Source organism: Mycolicibacterium arseniciresistens, assembly GCF_030519285.1.
In the GTDB taxonomy this organism is placed as follows: domain Bacteria; phylum Actinomycetota; class Actinomycetes; order Mycobacteriales; family Mycobacteriaceae; genus Mycobacterium; species Mycobacterium arseniciresistens.
In genome coordinates, this window is record NZ_JAUMSQ010000075.1 from 1 (window position 1) to 20,853 (window position 20,853).

General features: G+C 69.7%; 19 protein-coding genes and 1 pseudogene. 9 read left to right on the top strand and 11 right to left on the bottom strand.

The window, feature by feature from the left end; all coding sequences use genetic code 11:
- The 3 genes and pseudogenes from Q2100_RS12520 to Q2100_RS12530 form a co-directional block, all read left to right on the top strand.
- Positions 1-148 (top strand): annotated as a pseudogene (locus Q2100_RS12520) (acyl-CoA dehydrogenase); the annotation flags it as partial.
- Between the two features lie 11 nt (positions 149-159).
- Positions 160-1,359 (top strand): acyl-CoA dehydrogenase family protein, encoded by a 1,200-nt coding sequence (locus Q2100_RS12525; RefSeq protein ID WP_302914313.1) that lies wholly within the window; start codon positions 160-162, stop codon positions 1,357-1,359.
- Positions 1,356-2,399, top strand: coding sequence for an NAD(P)H-dependent amine dehydrogenase family protein (locus tag Q2100_RS12530; RefSeq protein ID WP_302914314.1), 1,044 nt, complete (start codon positions 1,356-1,358; stop codon positions 2,397-2,399). Before Q2100_RS12525 ends, Q2100_RS12530 begins: the two co-directional genes overlap by 4 nt.
- Positions 2,400-2,411: 12 nt before the next feature.
- On the opposite strand, the gene Q2100_RS12535 is transcribed toward Q2100_RS12530, so the two are convergent.
- The 3 genes from Q2100_RS12535 to Q2100_RS12545 are packed head-to-tail and all read right to left on the bottom strand — an operon-like array spanning position 2,412 to position 5,270.
- Entirely contained in the window at positions 2,412-2,831 is a 420-nt protein-coding gene (locus Q2100_RS12535; protein WP_302914315.1) for a pyridoxamine 5'-phosphate oxidase family protein, read from the bottom strand.
- A 37-nt stretch (positions 2,832-2,868) separates the two neighbouring features.
- A complete protein-coding gene (locus Q2100_RS12540; RefSeq protein WP_302914316.1) occupies positions 2,869-4,098 on the bottom strand; it encodes an amidohydrolase family protein in 1,230 nt (409 codons plus the stop codon).
- 26 nt (positions 4,099-4,124) lie between these two features.
- A complete protein-coding gene (locus Q2100_RS12545) occupies positions 4,125-5,270 on the bottom strand; it encodes a thiolase family protein (RefSeq protein WP_302914317.1) in 1,146 nt (381 codons plus the stop codon).
- Positions 5,271-5,352: 82 nt separating this feature from the next.
- Here Q2100_RS12545 and Q2100_RS12550 point away from each other — a divergent pair, with 82 nt between their 5' ends.
- Positions 5,353-6,894: an aldehyde dehydrogenase family protein gene (locus tag Q2100_RS12550; protein WP_302914336.1), complete on the top strand. Its 1,542-nt coding sequence runs from the start codon at positions 5,353-5,355 to the stop codon at positions 6,892-6,894.
- A 4-nt stretch (positions 6,895-6,898) separates the two neighbouring features.
- Here Q2100_RS12550 and Q2100_RS12555 read toward each other — a convergent pair whose 3' ends face one another.
- Together Q2100_RS12555 and Q2100_RS12560 are read right to left on the bottom strand one after the other, a co-directional pair.
- A complete protein-coding gene (locus Q2100_RS12555; protein WP_302914318.1) occupies positions 6,899-8,098 on the bottom strand; it encodes a cytochrome P450 in 1,200 nt (399 codons plus the stop codon).
- Positions 8,099-8,196: 98 nt separating this feature from the next.
- On the bottom strand, positions 8,197-8,982 hold the full coding sequence (locus tag Q2100_RS12560; protein ID WP_302914319.1) for an SDR family oxidoreductase: 786 nt from the start codon (positions 8,980-8,982) through the stop codon (positions 8,197-8,199).
- 182 nt (positions 8,983-9,164) lie between these two features.
- Here Q2100_RS12560 and Q2100_RS12565 point away from each other — a divergent pair, with 182 nt between their 5' ends.
- On the top strand, positions 9,165-10,616 hold the full coding sequence (locus Q2100_RS12565) for a coniferyl aldehyde dehydrogenase (protein ID WP_302914320.1): 1,452 nt from the start codon (positions 9,165-9,167) through the stop codon (positions 10,614-10,616).
- On the opposite strand, the gene Q2100_RS12570 is transcribed toward Q2100_RS12565, so the two are convergent.
- The 4 genes from Q2100_RS12570 to Q2100_RS12585 are packed head-to-tail and all read right to left on the bottom strand — an operon-like array spanning position 10,600 to position 14,475.
- Positions 10,600-12,237, bottom strand: a complete 1,638-nt coding sequence (locus tag Q2100_RS12570) for a medium-chain acyl-CoA ligase Mig (RefSeq protein ID WP_302914321.1) — start codon at positions 12,235-12,237, stop codon at positions 10,600-10,602. The two genes, Q2100_RS12565 and Q2100_RS12570, sit on opposite strands and share 17 nt — an antisense overlap.
- A 14-nt stretch (positions 12,238-12,251) precedes the next feature.
- Positions 12,252-12,863, bottom strand: a complete 612-nt coding sequence (locus Q2100_RS12575; RefSeq protein WP_302914322.1) for a PaaI family thioesterase — start codon at positions 12,861-12,863, stop codon at positions 12,252-12,254.
- A complete protein-coding gene (locus tag Q2100_RS12580; protein ID WP_264012058.1) occupies positions 12,860-13,477 on the bottom strand; it encodes a cysteine hydrolase family protein in 618 nt (205 codons plus the stop codon). The genes Q2100_RS12575 and Q2100_RS12580 overlap by 4 nt, the downstream gene beginning before the upstream one ends.
- Positions 13,474-14,475 carry an aromatic ring-hydroxylating oxygenase subunit alpha gene (locus Q2100_RS12585; RefSeq protein ID WP_302914323.1) on the bottom strand — a complete coding sequence of 334 codons (1,002 nt, stop codon included), beginning with the start codon at positions 14,473-14,475 and terminating at the stop codon, positions 13,474-13,476. The genes Q2100_RS12580 and Q2100_RS12585 overlap by 4 nt, the downstream gene beginning before the upstream one ends.
- A 146-nt stretch (positions 14,476-14,621) precedes the next feature.
- Here Q2100_RS12585 and Q2100_RS12590 point away from each other — a divergent pair, with 146 nt between their 5' ends.
- Positions 14,622-15,296: a Crp/Fnr family transcriptional regulator gene (locus Q2100_RS12590; protein ID WP_264012056.1), complete on the top strand. Its 675-nt coding sequence runs from the start codon at positions 14,622-14,624 to the stop codon at positions 15,294-15,296.
- A gap of 10 nt (positions 15,297-15,306) precedes the next feature.
- Here Q2100_RS12590 and Q2100_RS12595 read toward each other — a convergent pair whose 3' ends face one another.
- On the bottom strand, positions 15,307-16,287 hold the full coding sequence (locus Q2100_RS12595) for a sensor domain-containing diguanylate cyclase (RefSeq protein WP_302914324.1): 981 nt from the start codon (positions 16,285-16,287) through the stop codon (positions 15,307-15,309).
- Between the two features lie 165 nt (positions 16,288-16,452).
- Here Q2100_RS12595 and Q2100_RS12600 point away from each other — a divergent pair, with 165 nt between their 5' ends.
- Genes Q2100_RS12600 through Q2100_RS12610 form a run of 3 tightly spaced genes read left to right on the top strand, consistent with a single transcriptional unit; the run spans position 16,453 to position 20,264 of the window.
- Entirely contained in the window at positions 16,453-17,484 is a 1,032-nt protein-coding gene (locus Q2100_RS12600) for an NAD-dependent epimerase/dehydratase family protein (protein ID WP_302914325.1), read from the top strand.
- The gene (locus tag Q2100_RS12605; RefSeq protein WP_302914326.1) at positions 17,481-19,106 is read left to right on the top strand and encodes a flavin-containing monooxygenase; all 1,626 of its coding nucleotides are present in this window, start codon (positions 17,481-17,483) and stop codon (positions 19,104-19,106) included. Before Q2100_RS12600 ends, Q2100_RS12605 begins: the two co-directional genes overlap by 4 nt.
- Before the next feature lie 9 nt (positions 19,107-19,115).
- Complete coding sequence (locus Q2100_RS12610) at positions 19,116-20,264, top strand: alpha/beta hydrolase (RefSeq protein ID WP_302914327.1); 1,149 nt, start codon at positions 19,116-19,118, stop codon at positions 20,262-20,264.
- Here Q2100_RS12610 and Q2100_RS12615 read toward each other — a convergent pair.
- Positions 20,219-20,836 carry a TetR/AcrR family transcriptional regulator gene (locus tag Q2100_RS12615; RefSeq protein ID WP_302914328.1) on the bottom strand — a complete coding sequence of 206 codons (618 nt, stop codon included), beginning with the start codon at positions 20,834-20,836 and terminating at the stop codon, positions 20,219-20,221. The two genes, Q2100_RS12610 and Q2100_RS12615, sit on opposite strands and share 46 nt — an antisense overlap.
- Between the last annotated feature and the right edge of the window lie 17 nt (positions 20,837-20,853).

A 20,853-nucleotide genomic window follows, 5' to 3' on the forward strand; every position in this document is an offset into this window, starting at 1 on the left:
GCTCGGGGTGTCGGCGGAGGCGGCCGCGACGGCGTATCTGGTGCGGGCCCGGGGCTGGGCGCTGGCGGGCGGTGACCCCGGCGCGAGCGCCAAGCGCATCGCGCGCATCGTCGCCGCCCGGGAGACCGCATCGGCAGGGCGAGGGTAGGAGCAACGGACATGGATTTCTCACGCGTCGAACTGTCCGACGACGACCGGCGTTTCCGCGACGAGGCACGCGCGTTCCTCGCCGAGCACGTCACCGAGGAGGTGCTGCGGCGCGACCGGGAGACCGGCGACAACTTCGACGAGGGCGTGCATCTCGCACTCGGTGCGGCCGGCTACCTCGAAGGCGAGTGGAAGCCGGCACACGAGGGCGGCTTCAGCCGGGTGCGGCGGCGGATCTGGGAACTCGAGAAGCGCAGGTCGCACGTTCCGTGGGTGACCTGGGGCACGACGTCGATGGTGGCGCGGTCGGTGGCCAGGTTCGGATCCCCCGAACTCGTGGCCGACGTCCTGCCGAGGGTGTTCAGCGGACACGTGCGGCTGTGCCTGGGCTACACCGAGCCCGAGGGCGGCTCCGACATCGCGACCTGTAAGACCCGGGCGGTGCGCGAGGCGGATGGGTCCAGCTGGGTTGTCAACGGCTCGAAGATGTTCACCACCGGTGCGCACAACTGCCAGTACGTCTTCCTGATCACCAACACCGATCCCGCCGCTCCGAAACACAAGAGCCTCACCATGTTCCTGGTGCCGCTCGACACGCCCGGAATCGAGATCCAGGGCATCCGCACCGTCGACGGCGACCGCACCAACATCGTGTACTACAGCGACGTCCGGGTCGACGACCGGTACCGCCTCGGCGAGGTCAACGGCGGCTGGACGGTGCTGCGCGAGCCGCTCAACGCCGAACACGGTGCGGTGGAGGCGAGTGCCGATGGGCTGCAGGACGTCTCGATCATGATGCATCAGGGCGGGTTCATGGTCACCGCCTGCGACCGGGCCGCCGCTGTGGTCGGGACACCGGGTCCCGATGGGCGCCGCGCCATCGACGACGACTCGGTCGCCTACCGGCTGGGCCGCAGCATCGCCCGCATGGAGACCGCGATCAGCACACCGAACATCTTCGGCCGGGTCGCCCTCGCGCAGAGCATGCGCGACGTGTCGCCCGACCTGATGGACATCCTGGGCACCGCGTCGGCGCTGCCGGTCGGCACCGACGGCGCGCCGGATGACGGTGCGGCGGAGTACGTCTACCGGTTCGCGCCGCTGGTCGGGATCTACGGCGGCACCCTCGAGGTGTTCCGCAACATGATCGGCCAGTACGTGCTCGGCCTCGGCAAGCCGAACTACGCCGCGCCGGTGAAGAAGGCGTCATGAGGCACCGCGTCGTCCAGTGGACCACCGGCAACGTCGGCAGACATTCCGTCGCGGCGATCGCCGCACACCCCGATCTCGACCTCGTCGGCTGCTTCGCCTGGTCGCAGGACAAGGTCGGCCGGGACGCCGGTGAGCTCTGCGGGCTCGCCGACGTCGGCGTCGCCGCGACGAACGACGTCGACGCGCTGCTGTCGCTGAAACCGGACTGCGTGGTCTACAACCCGATGTGGATCGACGTCGACGAGCTGGCGCGGATCCTGGGGGCCGGCTGCAACGTCGTCACCACCGCGGCGTTCATCACCGGCCACTCGCTGGGCGACCGTCGCGACCGCATCGTGGAGGCCTGCGCCCAGGGCGGCTCGTCGATCTTCGGGTCGGGCATCAACCCGGGGTTCGTCGATCTGCTGGCGGTGGTGGCCGCGGGTGGCAGCGAACGGATCGACAAGGTCACCGTCATCGAGGAGGCCGACATCAGCGGCTACGACTCCCCGGCGACGGAGATCCCGGTCGGCTTCTCTCATCCCATCGACCACCCGGGCCTGCAGGCGATGACGGCCAAGGCCACCGACGTGTTCATCGACGCCGTACACCTGCTCGGTGACGTCCTGGGTGTGGAGTTCGACGAGGTGGTCTGCGAGGCCGAGTACGCCGAGACCACCGCCGACGTCGACCTCGGCTCCTGGACCATCGCCGCCGGGTGTGTCGCGGGTATCGCATTCAGCTGGCACGGCAAGGTCGCCGGTCGCAGCATCGTCGAGCTGAAGTTCGTGTGGCGCAAGGGTCAGACGCTCCAGCCCGATTGGCCGATCGACACCGGGCACCGCATCAAGGTCGAGGGCTGCCCGAACGTCGACCTGCGAGTTGACATCTCACCGCCGCCGGACTTCGCGGGCACCACCATGAGCGACTTCATGCGGCTGCCGATGATCCTCACCGCGATGCCGGCGATCAATGCCATCCCGAAGGTGGTCGCGGCGGCGCCGGGCATCGTCACCTACGCCGACATCCTCCCGCTGCCTCGCGGCCTGGTCTCGCTGTAACCCGGGGTTCACTCACACGCTGGCGACGGCGCGAAACCGTGTCGGCCGGAGGGTGATCACCACGCGTTCGCCGGTCGTCCGGGTTCCTTCGTTGGCCGCGCCGAGGTACTTGCGCCGGATCCGCCGCGTCCACTCGCCGCCGGTGTCGACGGCGACGGTGGCGTCACCGGTGATCCGCACCTGCCGGTTCGGCCGCTCACCGTCGGGGCGCTGCGCGGCCTCGGTGTCGACCACCAGGCCCACGCGCGGATTGCCCCGGATGCGGTCGAGGTGGGGCCGGTCCGCGTAACTGGTCAGGCGCATCAGGCCGTCCGCCCAGAGGAACCAGATCGGCGTGACGTGCGGATAGCCGTCCGCGTCGATGGTCGCCAGACGCGCGACAGCGTCGCTGTCGAGCAGTTCCGCCACTTCGGTGTCGTCGAGTCGGCGCATGGTTCCCGATGCTGTCACGGAAACGCGCAGCGCGGTGTCAGGCGTCGGCGAGTGCCGGCGGGCGGACGGCGGCGGGGTCCGGGTTGGCCAGCGGCAGGCCCATGAACCGCCGGGCGTTGTCACCCATGAAGTCATAGGTGCGGCGGACGTCCATGCCTTCGGCGTAGCGCCAGAAGCCCTTCGGCTCGGCGAGTCCCTCGGGGTGCGGGTAGTCCGATCCGAACAGCACCCGGTCCCAGCCCACGGTGTCGACGACGTCGGCGACGCAACCCTCCCAGAACGGGCTGACCCAGATGTTGCGCCGGAAAACCTCGTGCGGATGCTCGGGGAAGTTCTGCGGCATCTTCTTCTGCAGGTCTTCGAAGTCGTGGAACAGCGGGTAGATCCAGCTGCTGCCGTTCTCCACGCTGGCGATGCGCAGCTTCGGGAAGCGGGTCAGTGTGCCGTGGCAGATCAGGCTGGCGATCATGTCGGAGATCTCGCGATGGCCCAGCACCATCCAGCGGAACGAGCTCTGCGCCATGAAGTTCTGCGTGTGGGGCGGTTCCCACCGGGCGACGTACTCGTCGAGCGGCGGGTAGCTGGCGTGCAGCACGATCGGCAGGTTTGCGGCCTCGACGTCGCGCCAGAACGGGTCGAACTCCGGCAGCGCCGGTGAGCGCCAGCCGTGCAGGCCGTTGACCGGTCCCGGCTTGATCAGGGCGACCCGGGCGCCGTGGTCGAGGATGTACTCGAGTTCCCGCTGCGCGGCGTCGACCTCGGACAGGTTGATGATGGGCGTGGAGAAGATCCGGTCGGCGTAGGCATAGGTCCAGTGTTCGGCCATCCACTGGTTGAGTGCGTGGATGATGGCCAGGGTCAGCTGCGGGTCGTCGGCGCTGGAGTGCTCGACCAGGCTGGCCAGCGTCGGGTAGTTGAGCGCCTCGGTGACGCCCTGGCGGTCGAGTTCGGCGATCCGGTCCTGCGGATTGCGGGTGGCCGCGGGCGCCTCGATGGCCGGACCCTGCATCTCGCGTAGTGTCAGACCCTCGGTGTTCTCGCCGGCGAAGAACTTCTCGTGCGCCCCCGGCGCGGCGACGCGCTCGAACGTCGGGTTGGGGATGAAGTCGGTGACGCGGTTGTTGATGACGATGCGTGTCTGCCTGCCGATCTGCGCGTACTGCACCGCCCGCCGGTACTTCTCGGGCAGGTACTTCGTCAGCGCGTCGGCGGTCTCGTACATGTGCTGGTCGGCGTCGAAGATCGGCGCGTCACGGAACTGGCTCATGGTGTGGTCCCTTTCTCCCGAAAAGGTCAGGTGGTCAGGACGGTGGCGCCTGCCGTGCCGGGGGCGCCGTAGAGCTGCGCGAAGCCGACCTTCGGCTCGCCCGGCACCTGACGGTCGCCGGCCTCGCCGCGCAGTTGGCGCACCAGCTCGTGGATCTGGCGCAGACCCGACGCACCGATCGGCTCGCCGTTGGCGATCAGCCCGCCGTCGGTGTTGACCGGGAGCGTGCCGGTGATCTCGGTGGCCCCGTCGGCCAGCAGCTTCTCCTGCTCGCCGTCGGCGCAGAACCCGCACTCGGCCATGTGGATGATCTCCGCGCCGGCGTCCGTGTCCTGCAACTGGACGACATCGACGTCCGCGGGCGCCACCCCGGCTTTCTCGAACGCCGCCCGCGCGGCGTAGACGGTGGGGGAGACGCCCTCCTCGACCGGTGCGAAGGTGGTGTTCACCTCGTAGGCGCCGTAGCTGCGGGTGCGAACCTCGACCGCGCGCAGGTACACCGGTTTCGACGTGTAGCGGTGCGCGATGTCGGCGCGGCACATCACCACCGCGGCGGCGCCTTCGTCGGGAGCGCAGAACATGTACTGCGTCAGGGGGTAGTTGAGCATGGTGGAGCCGAGGATCTGCTCCTCCGACATCGGTTTGCGCCGGAACGCGTTGGGATTCAACGCGCCGTTGCGGAAGTTCTTGGCCGCCACTTTCGCCAAGCTCTGGTGCGAGATGTCGTGGTCGTGCAGGTAGCGATTGGCCTTCATGCCGAAGAACTGCGTGGTCAGGTACTGCCCGTTCTCGGCGTACCAGGCCGGCATACCGACCAGTGCGGGATCCTCGGTGAACGCGCCGCGCGGATGCTTGTCCAGGCCGACGGCGATACCGATGTCGTAATCGCCGAGCCGGATTCCGTCGGCGCAGACCTTCGCGGCACTCGCCGCCGTGGCGCAGGCGTTGAACACGTTGGTGAACGGGATGCCGGACAGACCGACCATGCCGACGATCGCGTCGGGGTTGGCGACAGTCCAGCTGCCACCGGACGCGGCGCCGATGTCGCGCCATTCGACGCCCGCGTCGGCGACCGCCGCGAAGATCGCGTCGACACCCATCTGCATCGCGGACTTGCCCTCGAAGCGGCCGAAGGGGTGCAGGCCGACCCCGATGATGGCGACGTCGTTCATGCGAACCTCCGTGATCAGAAGCCGAGCGTATCGCAACTGTAACTCTTACAGTATCTTAGTCGAAATGGAGACCGAGACGGACATGGCCGAGGTCGCAGGGCGGGAGTCGGCCCCCAGCGTCGCCATCGGCAGACGGGCCGCGCAGCGTGCCGAGTCCCGCATGCTCATCGACGGCGAACTGGTGGGTGCGCAGTCCGGCGACGAGTTCGGCAACGAGTCTCCCTCGACGGGTTCGGTGTTGGGCACCGTGGCGGCCGCCGGTACCCCGGACATGCTGCGCGCCGTCGCCGCTGCCCGCCGCGCGTTCGACGACACCGACTGGTCGACGAATCGCGCGCTGCGCAAGCGTTGCCTCACCCAGTTGCAGGAGGCGCTGGCGTCCGAGCGCGATCAGTTGCGCGAGGAACTGATCGCCGAGGTGGGCTGCCCCGAGATGACGGTGACCACAGCGCAACTCGACTGGCCACTCGCCGAGGCGCTGCGCTACCCCGCCGGGCTGATCGACGACTTCGAGTGGCAGCGGGTGCTCGACGGCGGCGGCCTGTTCGGGGACCGCAACGTGCGCACGGTGGTCAAGGAACCGGTGGGCGTCGTCGCGGCGATCACGCCGTCGAACTTCCCGGTCGAGGTGATCCTCAACAAGCTCGGCCCGGCGCTGGCGGCGGGCAACACCGTGGTGCTCAAGCCCGACCCGCACACCCCGTGGAACGCCACCCGGCTCGGCAGGCTCGTCGCCGAACGCACCGACATCCCCGCCGGCGTCCTGAACGTCGTGCCGACGCCGTACAACGAGGTCGCCGAACTGCTGGCGACCGACCCGCGGGTGGACATGATCTCGTTCACCGGGTCGACCGCCGTCGGCAAGCTGCTCACCCGGATCGGCGCCGAGACGATGAAGCGGACGTTCCTGGAGCTGGGCGGCAAGTCGGCGCTGGTCGTCACCGAGGACGTCGACCCGGCGAGGGTGATCCCCGCCGCGGCGGGTGTCTGTGTGCACGCCGGCCAGGCCTGCGCGTCGACGACCCGGCTGCTGGTGCACCGGTCGCGCTACGACGAGGTCGTCGCCGGTGTCACCGCGGCGTTCGGCATGCTTCCGGTGGGGGACCCGGCGCTGCCGCAGACACTGGTGGGGCCGTTGATCAGCGCCAGGCAGAAGCGACGGGTGCTCGAGGCCTGCGAGCAGGCGCGCCGCGAGGGCGCCGAGATCACCACCGGCGGAACGTCGTTCGATGACCTGCCCGGCGAACTCCGCGGCGGGCACTTCGTGGCGCCGACCGTCGTGGTGGGGGTCGACAACTCGGCGGCCATCGCCCGCGACGAGATCTTCGGCCCGGTGCTGGTGGTGCTGCCGTTCGACGACGACGACCACGCCGTTCAGATCGCCAACGACAGCCCGTTCGGCCTGGCCGGGGCGGTGATGTCCGGGTCCACTGACCGTGGTCTCGCCATCGCGCGGCGGATCCGCAGTGGCGCGCTCGGCGTCAACGGCGGGATGTACTACGGCGCCGACGCCCCGTTCGGCGGATACAAGAACTCCGGGGTCGGCCGCCAGTGCGGACTGGAGGGATTCGGGCAGTACCTGGAGACCAAGACCATCGCCCACCGGACTCCCCGGCGGGCGTGACGGCTCAGCCCTTCGACGTGAACGTCACCGGCAGCCGCTTGGGTGACCGGAACGGCTGCCCCCAGATGTGCGGATCGTCGTCGGTGACCAGCGTGATGTCGTCCAACCGCGCCAGCAGGCACTCCAGGGCGACGCGGGTCTCCATCCGGGCGAGATGCAGCCCCATGCAGGTGTGCTCGCCTGCCGCGAAGGTGATGTGCGGGATCCGCTTGCGGAAGATGTCGAACTCCTCCGGTCGCTCCCAGCGGGATTCGTCCCGGTTGGCCGAGCCGATGCAGACATCGATCACCGATCCGGCCGGGATCGGCACGCCCTCGAGTTCGGTGTCCTCGGTGGAGAACCGCTGCACGGTGGTCAACGGTGTCTCGTATCGCAGGCCCTCCTCGATGGCGGCCGCGATCAGCTCGCTGTCGGCGCGGACCGCCGCGAACTGGTCGGGATGGCTCAGCAGCAGGTACAGCAGATTCCCCGAGGACCGGTAGGTGGTCTCGAGGCCGGCGGGCAGCAGCAGCCGCAGGAACGAGTAGATGGCCTCGTCGCTGAGCTTCTCGCCGTCGATCTCAGCGGTGACCAGGTCGCCGATGATGTCCTCGGTCGGCTGAGAGCGACGCCGGTCGATCTGGGTGAGGAAGTAGTCCTTGAGCGCGGCGGATGCCTCGAAGGCCCGCTTGTACTTGATCGTGTAGCTGATCAGTTCGACGGCGCGGGCGCGGAACCACGGCAGGTCCTCCTCGGGCAGTCCGAGCAAGGTCGAGATCACCCTGGTGGGGAACTCGAAGGTGAAGTCACGCACCAGATCGGCGGTGCCGCGCTCGGCGAACTCGTCGATCAGCGCGTCGCAGATGGGCCGGACGATCTCCGGTTCCCACCGCGCCAGCGATTTCGACTTGAAGGCCGCCGACACGAGATTGCGGTGCTCGCGGTGCGGTCTGCCCTCCATCGCCAGGATCGTGGGTCCGATGAACAGGCCGATGGTGTTGTCGTAGATCGACGAGTTGAACAGCTTGCCGTCGCGGAACACCTTGTTGACGGCGTCGAATGAGACAGCGGCGTAGAGCTTGTCGGGACGCAGTCCCTCGGGCGTCTTCGACCAGTCCATCACCGATCCCTCGAACACCCCGGCCTGCCTGCGGTGCCGGGCGAACAGCGGATACGGGTCGCGCAACAGGTCGACCGGGTGGTCGGTGTCGGGGACTTGGCTCACGGCTGACTCCAGCATGGGTTGGGGGAACGCCTTCGCTGCACGACTTTACTGTAATTCTTACAGTAGAGCGTCGCACCGAGTTTGCGCAGCCTGTGTGATCACACCTGGATCGGCACGCCGGCCAGCAGTCCGGCGAGGTAGCCGGCGTCGGCCTGGATGTCCTGCCCGTTGATCCAGCGTGCCTCCGGCGAGGTGAGGAACGAGATCAGCGGCACCACGTCGTCGACGGTGCCGTGCCTGCCGACCGCCGAGCGCACCGCGTCGAGGACGTCGGCGCCCATCGACTGTTCGAAGTCGGCCAGGATCGGCGTCTGCACGGGGCCGGGGCTGACGGTGTTGACCCGCACCCCGTACCTGCTCCACGCCGGGCCGGAGAGCCGCTTGGCGTAGAGGATGACGGCCTGTTTGGACGTGCTGTACACCGGATAGGCCGGATCCTGCGCCGCCTGCCACGCCTGCACCGCGGCGGCGTCCCTGGCGGCGAGCAGGCCGTCGAGGACGTCGGTGCGCAGCTGCCAGCCGACCGCGGCGGTCGATGCGACCGCGACCACCGATCCGCCGCGCCTCAGCCGCGGCAGCATGCCCTCCGTCATCAGCCGCATGCCGAGGTAGTTCACCCCCAGCACGTCGTCGGCGGACGCGGTGCCGGGCACCCCGGCCACGTGCGCGAGTGCATCCCAGCCGTCGCCGAGCCGGTCGAGCAGCGCGGCGATCTCCCCGGCGTCGCGCAGGTCGCACCGCAGGTGTTGCGACGCCGGAGTCTCGGATGCGCACAGATCGACCGCGAGCACGTGGTCGCCGCGTTGAAAGAAGTGTGCCGCCGTCGCCGCGCCGATGCCCGATCCCGCACCGACGACCACGATCTTCCGTTGCGCTGCGTCCATCCGCCCACCTCCGTCGAGTACCGAACTGTAAGCATGACTGTAAACAGCTCGACAAGGCGGGTCGAGCCTGCCGCGACGGTGTTAGGTTGATGCTCACCGGAGGGCCGATGGCCGGACGGTTGGGGGAAGGGAGTCCCGTGGTGGCGACGAGTGAGGCGACGACCGTGCCGGGGACTCCGGCCATGGCTTCGGACCTGCCGTCGGTGCTCGACGCGCAGCGGAAGTCGTTCCTCGCCGATGGGCCACCCGATGCCGCGTTGCGGCGCAACCGCATCGACCGGCTGCTGGCGATGGTGCTGGACAACACCGAGGACTTCGTCGACGCGACCGCCACCGACTACGGGTCACGGTCCCGCTCGGCCGCGCTGTTCGCCGAGATCCTCGGCATGATCTCGGTGATCGAACACACCAGGGCCCATCTCGGGGCGTGGATGCGGCCGAACCGGTTGATGCGAGGCGCGGGTGCGTTCGGCCTGCGCGCCGAGGTGTTGCCGTCGCCGCTGGGTGTCGTCGGCGTCATCGGGCCGTGGAACTTCCCGGTCAACCTCACCGTGCTGCCCGCATCCGCAGCCTTCGCCGCGGGCAACCGCGTGATGGTCAAGATGTCCGAGATCACGCCGCACACAGCCGAACTCATGCGCGCCATCGCGCCGCGCTACTTCGACGCCACAGAACTCGCGATCGTCACCGGCGGGACCGATGTCGCCGCGGCGTTCGCCGGGCTGCCGTTCGACCACCTGTTCTTCACGGGCTCACCCGCTGTCGGCGCACTCGTCCAGCAGGCCGCCGCCCGTCACCTCGTCCCGGTCACCCTCGAACTGGGTGGCAAGAATCCCGTCGTGGTGGCGCCGGACGCCGACATCGACCGGGCGGCGACCCGGATCGCGCACGCGCGGATGGTCAACGGCGGTCAGGTGTGCGTCTGCCCCGACTACGTCTTCGTCCCCGACGGCGCTGTGCAGCGGTTCGTCGACACCGCCCGCCGGACACTGCGCGACACGTACCCGACAGTCATCGCCAACGCCGACTACTGCTCGTCGGTCAACCAGGCGAATTTCGACCGGGTGGTGCGCTTGATCGAGGATGCGCGGGAGCGCGGCGCGCGGATCGACTCCGTCGCGCCGCCCGGGGAGACGCTGCCAGATCCCGCCTCGCGCAAGATCGCTCCGACCCTCATCCGCGACGTCGACGATCGGATGCTCATCGCCGAGGAGGAGGTCTTCGGGCCGGTGCTGGTGGTGCGCGGCTACGGCGACCTGGCCGAAACGGTCGACTACATCAACCGACGGCCCGCGCCGCTGGTGGCGTACTGGTTCGGGCCCGACGACGACGACTTTCGGCACTTCGTCCGTCACACCCGCAGCGGCGGTGTGGCGCGCAACGACTTCGCCGCGCAGATGATCCCGTCGGCAGCGCCGTTCGGCGGGGTGGGCCGCAGCGGCATGGGGGCCTACCACGGCAAGGCCGGCTTCGACACGTTCAGCCATCACCGGACCGTGGTGGGCAGCGACCTCCCGTTCAGCATCACCGGCCGCGCGGCACTTCCGTTCACGAGGCCGATGGGGCTCGTCGCCGGCCTCGCGCTGCGCCGGGCGCGAAGCAGGACCCGGCGTCGGCTCAGGGCGAGCCGCTGATCGCCTGCTCGCGCGCCCACCGGTAGTCGGCCTTGCCCGCGGGCGAACGCACGACGACGGGCCGGAACACCACAGCCTTGGGCAGCTTGTAGCGCGCCAACGACGTTGCGGTGTGGGCGATCAACTCGTCGGCATCGGCTGCCGCGCCGTCGGCGAGGGCGACCACGGCAACCACCTCCTGACCCCACCGCTCACTGGGCCGGCCCGCGACCACCACGTCGGCGACCGCGGGATGCGACGCGATGGCCGTCTCCACCTCTTCGGCGAAGATCTTCTCGCCGCCGGAGTTGATGGTCACCGAGTCACGGCCGAGCAGTTCGACGACGTCGGCGTCCAGATGGCGGGCGCGGTCACCGGGCACGGCGTAGCGCACCCCCGCCACGACCGGGAACGTGGCCGCGGTCTTGGCGGCGTCGCCCTTGTAACCCAGTGGCACGTAGCCGCGCTGGGCGAGCCAGCCGATACCGTCGTGGCCGGGAGCCAGCACCTCGGTCAGGTCCTCGGACACCACGACGGTGTCGGGTCCGGGCTTGAACCGGCCCGTCGACACGGCGCCCGGTGCGGACATGTGGGTGAGTTGGGCGCCCGTCTCCGATGAGCCGACGCCGTCGACGACCACCATCCCGGGTTTGGCGTCGATCAGGCGCTGTTTGGTGGTCGGCGTCAGCAGCGCACCGCCGTTGGCGACCACGGCCAGCGGTGTGTCGCCCGCCCGCTCGATGGCCGATGCGAGCGGACGCGCCATCGCGTCACCGACCACCGTCGCCACCATCACCTGCTCGCGCTCGATCGTGGCGACGATCTCGTCGGCGTCGAACCGGTCGACCACCGACGAGAACACGACGGTCTGACCTGTGGTCAGCGCCGTCATCACCGCCCACTGTGCGGCGCCGTGCATCAGCGGCGGGAGCACCATCAGCTTCGTGCCGGGATTCGCCGCGGCACGCTCGACGAGCGCCGCGTAGGAGTCGAACACCGTGCCGGCGAACAGATCACGGCCGCCGAACGACGTGACGAAGATGTCGTGCTGGCGCCACAGCACGCCCTTGGGCATTCCGGTGGTGCCGCCGGTGTAGAGCACGTAGAGATCGTCGGGCGAGTGCTGTACGTCCGGTGGCTGCGGCGCGGCTGCGGCCAGCGCTGCGTCGTAGTCGACGGCGCCGTCGAGCAGCTCGTTGCCCGATTCGTCGGCTATCTGGATGAGCACCTTCAGGTCGGGCAGGCCGGGCAGGACCTCGGCCACGCGTGGCGCGAACGCCGCGTGGTACACCAGGGCCGACGCGCCTGCGTCGGCGAGCAGGTACTGCAGTTCGTCGGCGACGTAGCGGTAGTTGACGTTGAACGGCGCGACGCGGGCCCGGAACGAGCCGAGCAGTGCCTCGACGTATTCGTGGCCGTTGTAGGCGTAGATGCCGAGCAGGTCCTGGCCGACCTCGTGGCCCGCCAGCCCGGAACGCGCTGTGTGACAGCCGAGTCCGCGCGCGTGCAGATAGGACGCCAGCCGGTTGGACCGGTCTGCGACATCGGTGTAGGTGTAGCTGCGCCCGCTCTGGCACAGCAGGACCCGGTCGGGCAGCGCGGCGGCGATCGCGTCGAGCACGGCGGGCACGGTGAACTCCATGAGCGGACTCCTCGTCAGGGCTGGTGGGGGAGGAGCTTGATCATCAGGCCGTTCGCCTCGGACAGCACCGTGCCGTCGGCGTCGGTCATGGTGGCGGTGAGGAAGGCCTTCCGGCCGTCGAGTCGTTCGATACGGCCCCTGCTGATCAGCGGCGCGTCGATCGGTGTGACGGCACGGTAGTCGACGTGCAGATAGGCGGTGCGGCTGATGGGCCGGCCCGCGGCCGACACGATCATGCCGAAGTGCCAGTCGTAGAACAGCGGGATGACACCGCCGTGCACGGCCATGTTGCCGCCGACGTGGAACCTGGTGAAGTGGCCTTCCATCGTCACGTTGCCGTCGCGGTCGGCGGCCGTGAACGTCCACGGCGGCATGAGCGGGTGGCCGAGACCGGGCAGCGTCGTGGCGCGCCCGGCGGGTGCCTGCCCGTCGGGCACCGCGTGCGGTTCCAGAGCCGCGCACACGCGCTCGATCTGCTCGGACGCGGCGGTCCATGCCGCGCCGGGCGGACTGGTGGACACCGCCAGGTCCTGCAACCGCCGCACAGCCGCGGCGAACCGCTCCAGCTCGGGCGGCGCGTCGACCGGCGTGATCTCCGGGAAGCCGCGGGTCTCGGGGACGGTCACGGCGCCCACGTGGCGATGAGGTCGTCGGTGGTGGTGATCGTCGCCAGCAGCGACAGGCTGTTGTCGATGACGGCGGCCCCGTACTCGGCCGGCACCCCGGCGACGGCGTCGCGCGGCAGCACCACCCGGTAGCCGGCATTCACCGCGTCCATCACCAGGTTCGGGATCGCGATGTTCAGCGAGACGCCGACCGCCACGATCGTCGTCACCCCGAGGTTGCGCAGCACCGCGTCGAGGTCGGTGCCGCCCATCGGACCGACGCCGTGCCACCGGGTGAGTGTCAGATCGTCGTCCTCGGGGCCGAATTCGGGCAGCAGTGTGGCGCCGGGGCCACCCGGTGTGATGTCGACCTGGCGGGCGCCGGCCGCGAACAGCCGAGCGTTGTGGTTCGACCCGCGGCCGTCCGCACGGCGGTGCACCAGGCAGTGCACCACCTGGGTACCCGCGGTGCGGGCCGCGGGCAGCAGGCGTGCGATGTTGGGCAGCGCCACCCGGGCGGCCTCCTGGGCGAGCACCGCAAGACCGGCGTGCGGCCCGACGACCGCGCCCTGCAGTTCCTGGGTGACGACGGCGGTGTGCGCCGGGGCGACGAGCTCGGGCAGCGGCGTCCTCATACCGGGGCGGCGGCGACGTCGTAGAACTGCTTGGCCCACTTGCGCATGGCCATGTACGGTGCGGCGTCGATCCTGGCCAGCGGCGGGTGCTCGACGTAGCGCTGGTAGCGCCAGATGTCGAGGTCCTCCCACACCGTGCGCAGGAACCGCTTCTCCACGTGGTTGCGCACCTGTTCGGGGGGCACATCCGAGGTCTCACCGGGCAGCTTCGGCCACCAAATCGAGTAGAAGAGGTTCGACACCTCGTCGTCGACCGGTGTGCAGGCGAAGATCAGGCGGTGATTCGACGAGCCCTCGAAGGCGCTCATCGCGAAGCCGAGTCCGGAGAAGTGACTGTGGATGCGCAGCGCCATCGAGTTCGGGTCGTCGCTGCGCGCGTCCGGCCAGCCGGTCAGGAACCGCCATTCCTCGGCGACGGCCTCCCACTCCAGACACACCGGCGTGACCGTGGCGCCGTGCACGTAGTGGAAATGTGAACTGTCCGGACCGTTCTCGGCGACGATCTGCGGATGCACCGGTTCGCCGTCGGCCCGCCGGGAGAACTCGGGATAGGGCCGGTAGTAGGCGCCGGCGTCCGTCTCGAACTGGGGGAACTTGTGAAAGATGTCGGGAAGTGGCCACTGCGGCTCCTTGCCGTCGGGGTGGTGCCACATGAACACGCAGTCGTACTGTTCGCGCACCGGGTAGGTGCGCAGCGTCAGTCCGCGGTTCGGCCGGTCCGGCTGGTAGGGGATGTAGCGGTTGGTGCCGTCGGGCCCCCAGCGCCAGCCGTGGAATGGGCACTCGACACAGTCGCCGACCACCTTCCCGCCGTGTCCGAGGTGGGCGCCGAGGTGCTTGCAATGGCCCTCGAGCACGTGCAGGACGCCGGAATCGTCGCGGTAGGCGACCAGTTCCTCACCGAAATACTGGATCGGGCGGACCTCGCCCGCGGGGAACTCCGGCGACCAGCCGATCATGAACCAGCCGGTGACTTTCCAGGTGAATGGGACTTTCACGCCGAAGCGACCTCCTGATACGGGTCCGTCCACTGACTACGGAGGAGATTACAGTATTGTTTTCGGCAGGTGGTCGCGATCCGGCGGGCGGGTAGGTTCATTGCCAGAGTGGGGATCAGCTGCGGCCGAGAGGACTGGGAAACACGGTGTACGAGATTTTGGCCAAGGCTGGAATCTTCCAGGGTGTCGAGCCCGACGCTGTCGCGGCGCTCGGCGAGCGCTTGCCGACCATCGACTTCCCCCGCGGGCACACCGTGTTCGTCCAGGGCGAGTTGGGTGACCGGCTGTACGTCATCGTGTCGGGCAAGGTCAAGATCGGCAGCCGCGCCACCGACGGGCGGGAGAACCTGCTCGCCGTGCTGGGTCCGGCGGACATGTTCGGCGAGCTGGCCATCTTCGACCCGGGTCCGCGCACGTCGAGCGTCACGACGCTGACCGAGGTGCGCACCGTCTGCATGGATCGCGACCTGCTGCGCACCTGGCTCACCGAACGGCCGGAGGTCGCCGAACAGTTGTTGCGGGTGCTGGCCCGGCGGCTGCGGCGGACCAACGACAACCTGTCCGACCTCATCTTCACCGACGTCCCCGGCCGGGTGGCCAAGCAACTGCTGATGCTGGCACAGCGCTTCGGGGTGTCGGACAACGGCGAGCTGCGGGTCACCCACGATCTGACCCAGGAGGAGATCGCGCGCCTGGTGGGTTCTTCGCGGGAGTCGGTGAACAAGGCGCTGACCGATTTCACCGAGCGCGGCTGGCTCCGGATGCGGGGCAAGACGGTGTGGATCACCGACACCGAGCGACTGGCGCGCCGGGCGAGGTAGCCCCGCCGGGTCACGGGGGGGCGGACCGGAAGTGGCTCGTGTTGCCCGGGCCCTTCGCCTTGGCCTGGTACATCGCCACGTCCGCGTCGCGCAGCAGTTCGGCGGAAGTGCGGGCGTCGCCGGGTGCCACGGTGGTGATGCCGATGCTCGCGCCGATCCGCACCCGCACGGGCCCGGCGGTGATCTCGTCGAGCAGCACCCGGTGCAGTCGCCGGGCCACCTCGTCGACCTCGCCGGGGCCGACGGGATGCAGCAGCAGCGCGACGAACTCGTCGCCGCCCAGCCTGGCCAGCAGGTCCTGCGGCCTGGCGACCGACCGCATCCGCTGGGCCGCGATGCGCAGCACCTCGTCACCGGTCGAGTGACCGTGCCGGTCGTTGACCGACTTGAGCTTGTCGAGGTCGATGAACAGCGCGGCCATCAGGCGGCCGTCGTCCGGCGCCGACAACGCCACTTCGGCGCGCTCCAACACGAATCCGCGGTTCGGCAGGCCGGTGAGCCAGTCGTGGGTGGCATCGTGGCGCAGCCGTTCCCGGGTGTCGTAGTGCTCGGTGATGTCGGTGAACGAGAACAGCACCGACGAGTGCTGCGGATCGTCGGGGTCGAGCAGGCAGCCGTGTCCGGTCACCCAGATCCGGGTGCCGTCGATGCGGTCGACGCCCACCACCTCACCGCTGAGCGTCATCCCGGTGCGCTGGATCCAGTGGATGGGGTGCTGGTCGGACGTCATCTCGCGGCCGTTGCCGTCGTAGAGGGGGAGGTCGACACCCTGGTCGCTGTGGTGCACGCCGACGAGATCGCGCGCGTCGGCGCCGAGGATGCGCCGGGCCGCGGCATTGGTGAGCTCGAAGTGCCCGTCGCTGTCCATGATGACGACGCCCTCCTGCAGGAGGTCCAGCACTTTGCGGAAGCGGTCTTCGGACCACGTGGTCCGGGCAGGCGGCGCTGACCCGGTGGCTCCCTCACCGTCGTTCGACACGTCGGACGGCATGTCAGCCGGCGTTCGCGTGGCGCGGTGTGCTCATCGTGTTCGTCTTCCCCGGTGTCCTCAGCCCCGCGCCGATCCGCCAGCGATTCCGTCGAAATACTGTAATGGTTACAGTAACTTCTAGGATACCGACCGGCGGGCCGAGCTGCCCCGGCTGATGGGACATCGATGCACGAATCACCTCCGGCGCCGCGCAGGGCGCTCGTCATGGGCGCGAGCGGCAACGTCGGCGCCGCGGTCACCCGCCACCTCGTGGCCCGCGGCGACGACGTTCGGGTGCTGCTGCGCCGGAGCAGCTCGACGAGGGGGATCGACGGCCTCGACATCGAACGGCACTACGGCGACATCTTCGACATCCCGGCGGTCACCGCGGCCATGGCCGACCGGGACGTCGTGTACTACTGCGTCGTCGACACCCGCGCGCACCTCGCCGACCCGGCGCCGTTGTTCCGGACGAACGTCGAGGGGCTGCGCGGCGTCCTCGACGTCGCCGTGCACGCCGACCTGCAGCGCTTCGTGTTCCTGAGCACGATCGGCACGGTCGCCGTCGGCAGCGGTGGGGCGGCGGTCGACGAGAACACCCCCTTCAACATGGCGGGACGCGGCGGTCCCTACATCGAGTCACGTTGCCGTGCCGAGGAACTGGTGCTGCGGTATGCGCGTGAGCGCGGCCTGCCCGCCGTCGCGATGTGCGTGTCCAATCCGTACGGCCCGCCCGACTGGCAGCCCAGGCAGGGATCACTGGTCGCACTCGCCGCCTTCGGCAAGATGCCGTGTTTCGTCCGCGGCGTCGGGGCGGAGGTGGTCGACATCGACGACGCCGCCGCGGCACTGCTGCTGGCCGCCGACCGGGGCCGCAACGGCGAGCGCTACATCATCTCCGAACGATTCATGACGCAGCGGGAGATGCTGCGCATCGCCGCCGACGCGGTCGGGGTGCGGCCGCCTCGGTTCGGTCTCCCGCAGGCTGCGGTGTATCTCGCCGGGGTGCTGGCCGGCGCCGCCAACCGGTGGCTCGGCCGCGACTACCCGCTCAACCTCCCCAGCGTCCGGTTGATGGTCGAGACGTCGCCGGCCGGCCACGACAAAGCCAGCCGCGAACTGGGCTGGCGACCGGGCCCCACCGAGGACGCGATCCGCCGGGCCGCGCGCTTCTACGTCGAGCGCCGCGGCCGCGACGAGGACGTGGTGAAGCTGTGAGCGCCGACGGGCCGGGGCACTACGACGTGCTCGTGATCGGCGCCGGGTTCTCCGGGCTGTACGCGCTGCACCGGTTGCGCGGCCTCGGCCTGCGCACCCTCGTCCTGGAGAAGGCCGGGGAAGTGGGCGGCACCTGGGCGGTCAACCGGTATCCCGGCGCCCGCTGCGACATCGAGAGCATCGAGTACTCCTACAGCTTCTCCGAGGAGATCCAGCAGGAGTGGGTGTGGACCGAGACGATGCCGGCACAGCCCGAGATCGAGTCCTACGCGAACTTCGTGGCCGACCGCCTCGACCTGCGCGGCGACATCGCGCTGCACACCGAGGTGATCGCGATGACGTTCGACGAGCCGAGTTCGCAGTGGCGGGTGCGGACCCGCTGCGGGCAGACGTTCGTGGCGCCGTTCGTCGTCGCCGCGTCCGGGATCCTCTCGGTGCCGCTGGAACCCGACATCGCCGGCATGGACACCTTCGCCGGCACGTCGCTGTTCACCGGGCGGTGGCCCCGCGACGGTGTCGACCTCGGCGGGCAGCGCGTCGCGGTCATCGGCACCGGCTCCACCGGTGTGCAACTCATTCCCGTGGTGGCGCGGGACGCGGCCGAGCTGGTGGTGTTCCAGCGGTCACCGGCCTTCACGCTGCCGTGGCGGGTACGGCCCTTCGAACCCGGCGAGCTCGACGGACTCAAGGCCGGGTACGCCGAGATCCGGGCCGCCCAGCGCGCCCACCCGGTCGGTGCGGCACGGCTGAGCGCCTTCTCCGTGCTGCTCGAGATGCTCGCGCGGCCGCCGATCAAGTCGGCCACGCCGCAGGAGCGCAGCCGCGCCGTCGAAGAACACGGCGTCCTCGGCGCACTGAACTGGGGCGACGTCTTCTTCGACATCGAGGCCAACCGGATGGCGACCGAACTGTACGGCGAGGCGATCGCCCGCATCGTCGACGATCCGGACACCGCCGCGGCGCTGGTGCCCAGTCACCCGTTCGCGTGCAAGCGGCCGATCATCGATCAGGGCTACTACGAGACGTTCAACCGCGACAACGTCACCCTGGTGGACCTGCGCCGGGGCGGCATCGAGGCGGTGACGCCGACGGGCATCGACACCGAACAGGGCGCGTTCGAGGTCGACGTGATCGTCTACGCCACCGGATTCGACGCGATGACCGGCGCGCTCAGCCGCATCGACATCCGCGGCCGCGACGGCGTGGCACTGCGCGACGTCTGGGCCGACGAGGGCCCGGTGTCCTACCTCGGGCTGCAGGTGGCCGGTTTCCCCAACCTGTTCACCGTGCAGGGGCCGGGCAGTCCGGCGGCGGCGACGAACTTCATCGCCGCCCTCGAGCATCACGTCGAGTGGATCGGTGACTGCGTGAGTTCGCTGCGCGCACAAGGCTATCGGACGATCGAGGCGCTGCCCTCGGCCCAGGAGGAGTGGATCGAGCACACCACGTCGCTGGTGGCGCCGACGGTGCTGGTCCACCCCACGTGCAACTCCTGGTACAACGGGGGCAACGTGCCGGGCAAGAAGCGCATGTACATGGGCTACACGGCGGGGCTCCCGGAGTACCGCCGTCGCTGCGAGGAGATCGCCGCCGGCGGATACACCGGATTCAAGCTCTCGTAGGGTGACACGATGATGCACACCGGGCAGGTAGTCCGTCAGCTAGCCGGTGTCCTGCCGCGCTCCGCGGACGCGCTGACGGGCTCGGCGGCGTGGGACGGCTTGTCCGTCGCCGGGGTACGCCAGTTCGGCGAGGTCGCCCTCGACGAGCTGGTGTTGACCGCGATGACGCTGAGCGGCCCTGGCCCACGGCTGCGCAGGCCGGTCAGCTCCTGCGCCGCGGCGGCCGAGGAGTTCGCCGGCCACACACCGGCAGAACTGCATGCGCCGCCGAACCCGTTGCAGGTCAAGCGCATACAGCGGCAGTGGGTGGCGGGCCTGGCCTACGAGCGGATCACCTACGACCACGATCCGATGCTGCCGTCCGCCTTGACCGCCGACGGTCTCGGCGGGCCGGCGACAGCGGTGGCGCACCTGTGCCGGCACCGCGACGGACCGCGGCCGTGGCTGGTGTGGGTGCACGGCGCCGGACAGGGTGGGGCGTCGGACTTCCTGTTCGCCCGGGCGCGCCGGCTGCACCAGCGGCTCGGGTTCAATCTCGCGATGCCGGTGCAGCCGGGCCACGGTGTGCGCCGTGACGTGTGGCCGCCGTATCCCGACATGGATCCGCTGACCAACGTGGCCGGGATGATGCGCGCGGTCTCGGAGGTGCGCGCGGTGGTGCGGTGGCTGGAGCCGCAGAGCACCGTGATCGCGGTGTCCGGTCTGTCACTGGGCAGCGCGGTGGCCGCCCTGGTGTCGCACCTGGAGGACGCGGCAGCGGCGGTCGCGCTCTACACCCCGATCCTCGGGCTCAATGCGATGATCGGGCAGCACATCTCGCGGTGGGGCCGCAGCGGTGACGAGTTGGCGGCCGCGCTGGGCTCCGAAGTCGTCGCCGAACTGACCAAGGTGATCGACCCGCTGTCCGTGCTGCCCGCCGCGCCGCCGGAGCGCCGGCTGATCGTGGCGGCCTGGCAGGACCGGATGGCGATGCGGGGTCCCGCGCTGGCGCTGCACGAGCGGTGGGGCGGCCGGGTGCACTGGCATGACGGCGGCCACGTCGGGCACCTGTTCTCGGGCCGCGTCCAGCGGGTGACCGAGGAGTTCCTGCGGGAGGTGCGGGATTCGGCGGCTCAGTCGCCCGCGCCGTACTCGGCGACGATCCGCGACTCCAGGTAGTCGAGTTCGCGCGGCAGGTCGTAGTCGTCGGCGAGCACGATCCACTGGAACGCCGCTCCGAAGGCGGCGGCGCTGATGGCGTTGACGGCGCGGTCCATGTCGATGTCGGGCCGCACGGACCCGTCGATGATCCCGTTGCGCAAGCCGGCCGCGACCTCGTCGACGCCGCGCCGGAACCAGTCGTCGAGCCGCCCCCGTATCGGCGATGTGGTCTTGACCGCCTCGAAGGTCATCACGAACGTCGCCCGCAGGAAGTCCCGGTCCTCGTCGTACAGCCGGCGGATCCGGCCGAAATGGGCGACGGCGTTCTGCAGGCCGGTGGAGTCCGGCTCGGCGGCGGGCATGATGTTCTGTGCCTGCGCGTGGGCCAGGATCGCCTCGAGGATGGCGTCCTTGCTGCCGTAGCGGGCGTGCACCATTGCCCTGCTGTATCCGGCGCGCCGGCCGATCTCGGCCGCGGACGTTGCCTCCCAGCCCTTCTCGGTGATCAGTTCGGCCGCCGCCGTGATCAGGCGGCGATTCGACAGCTCGACACGCTGCGGCTGGGTCAACCCGCGGGCGGGGGTGGGCACTCTTGCATATTAGACGC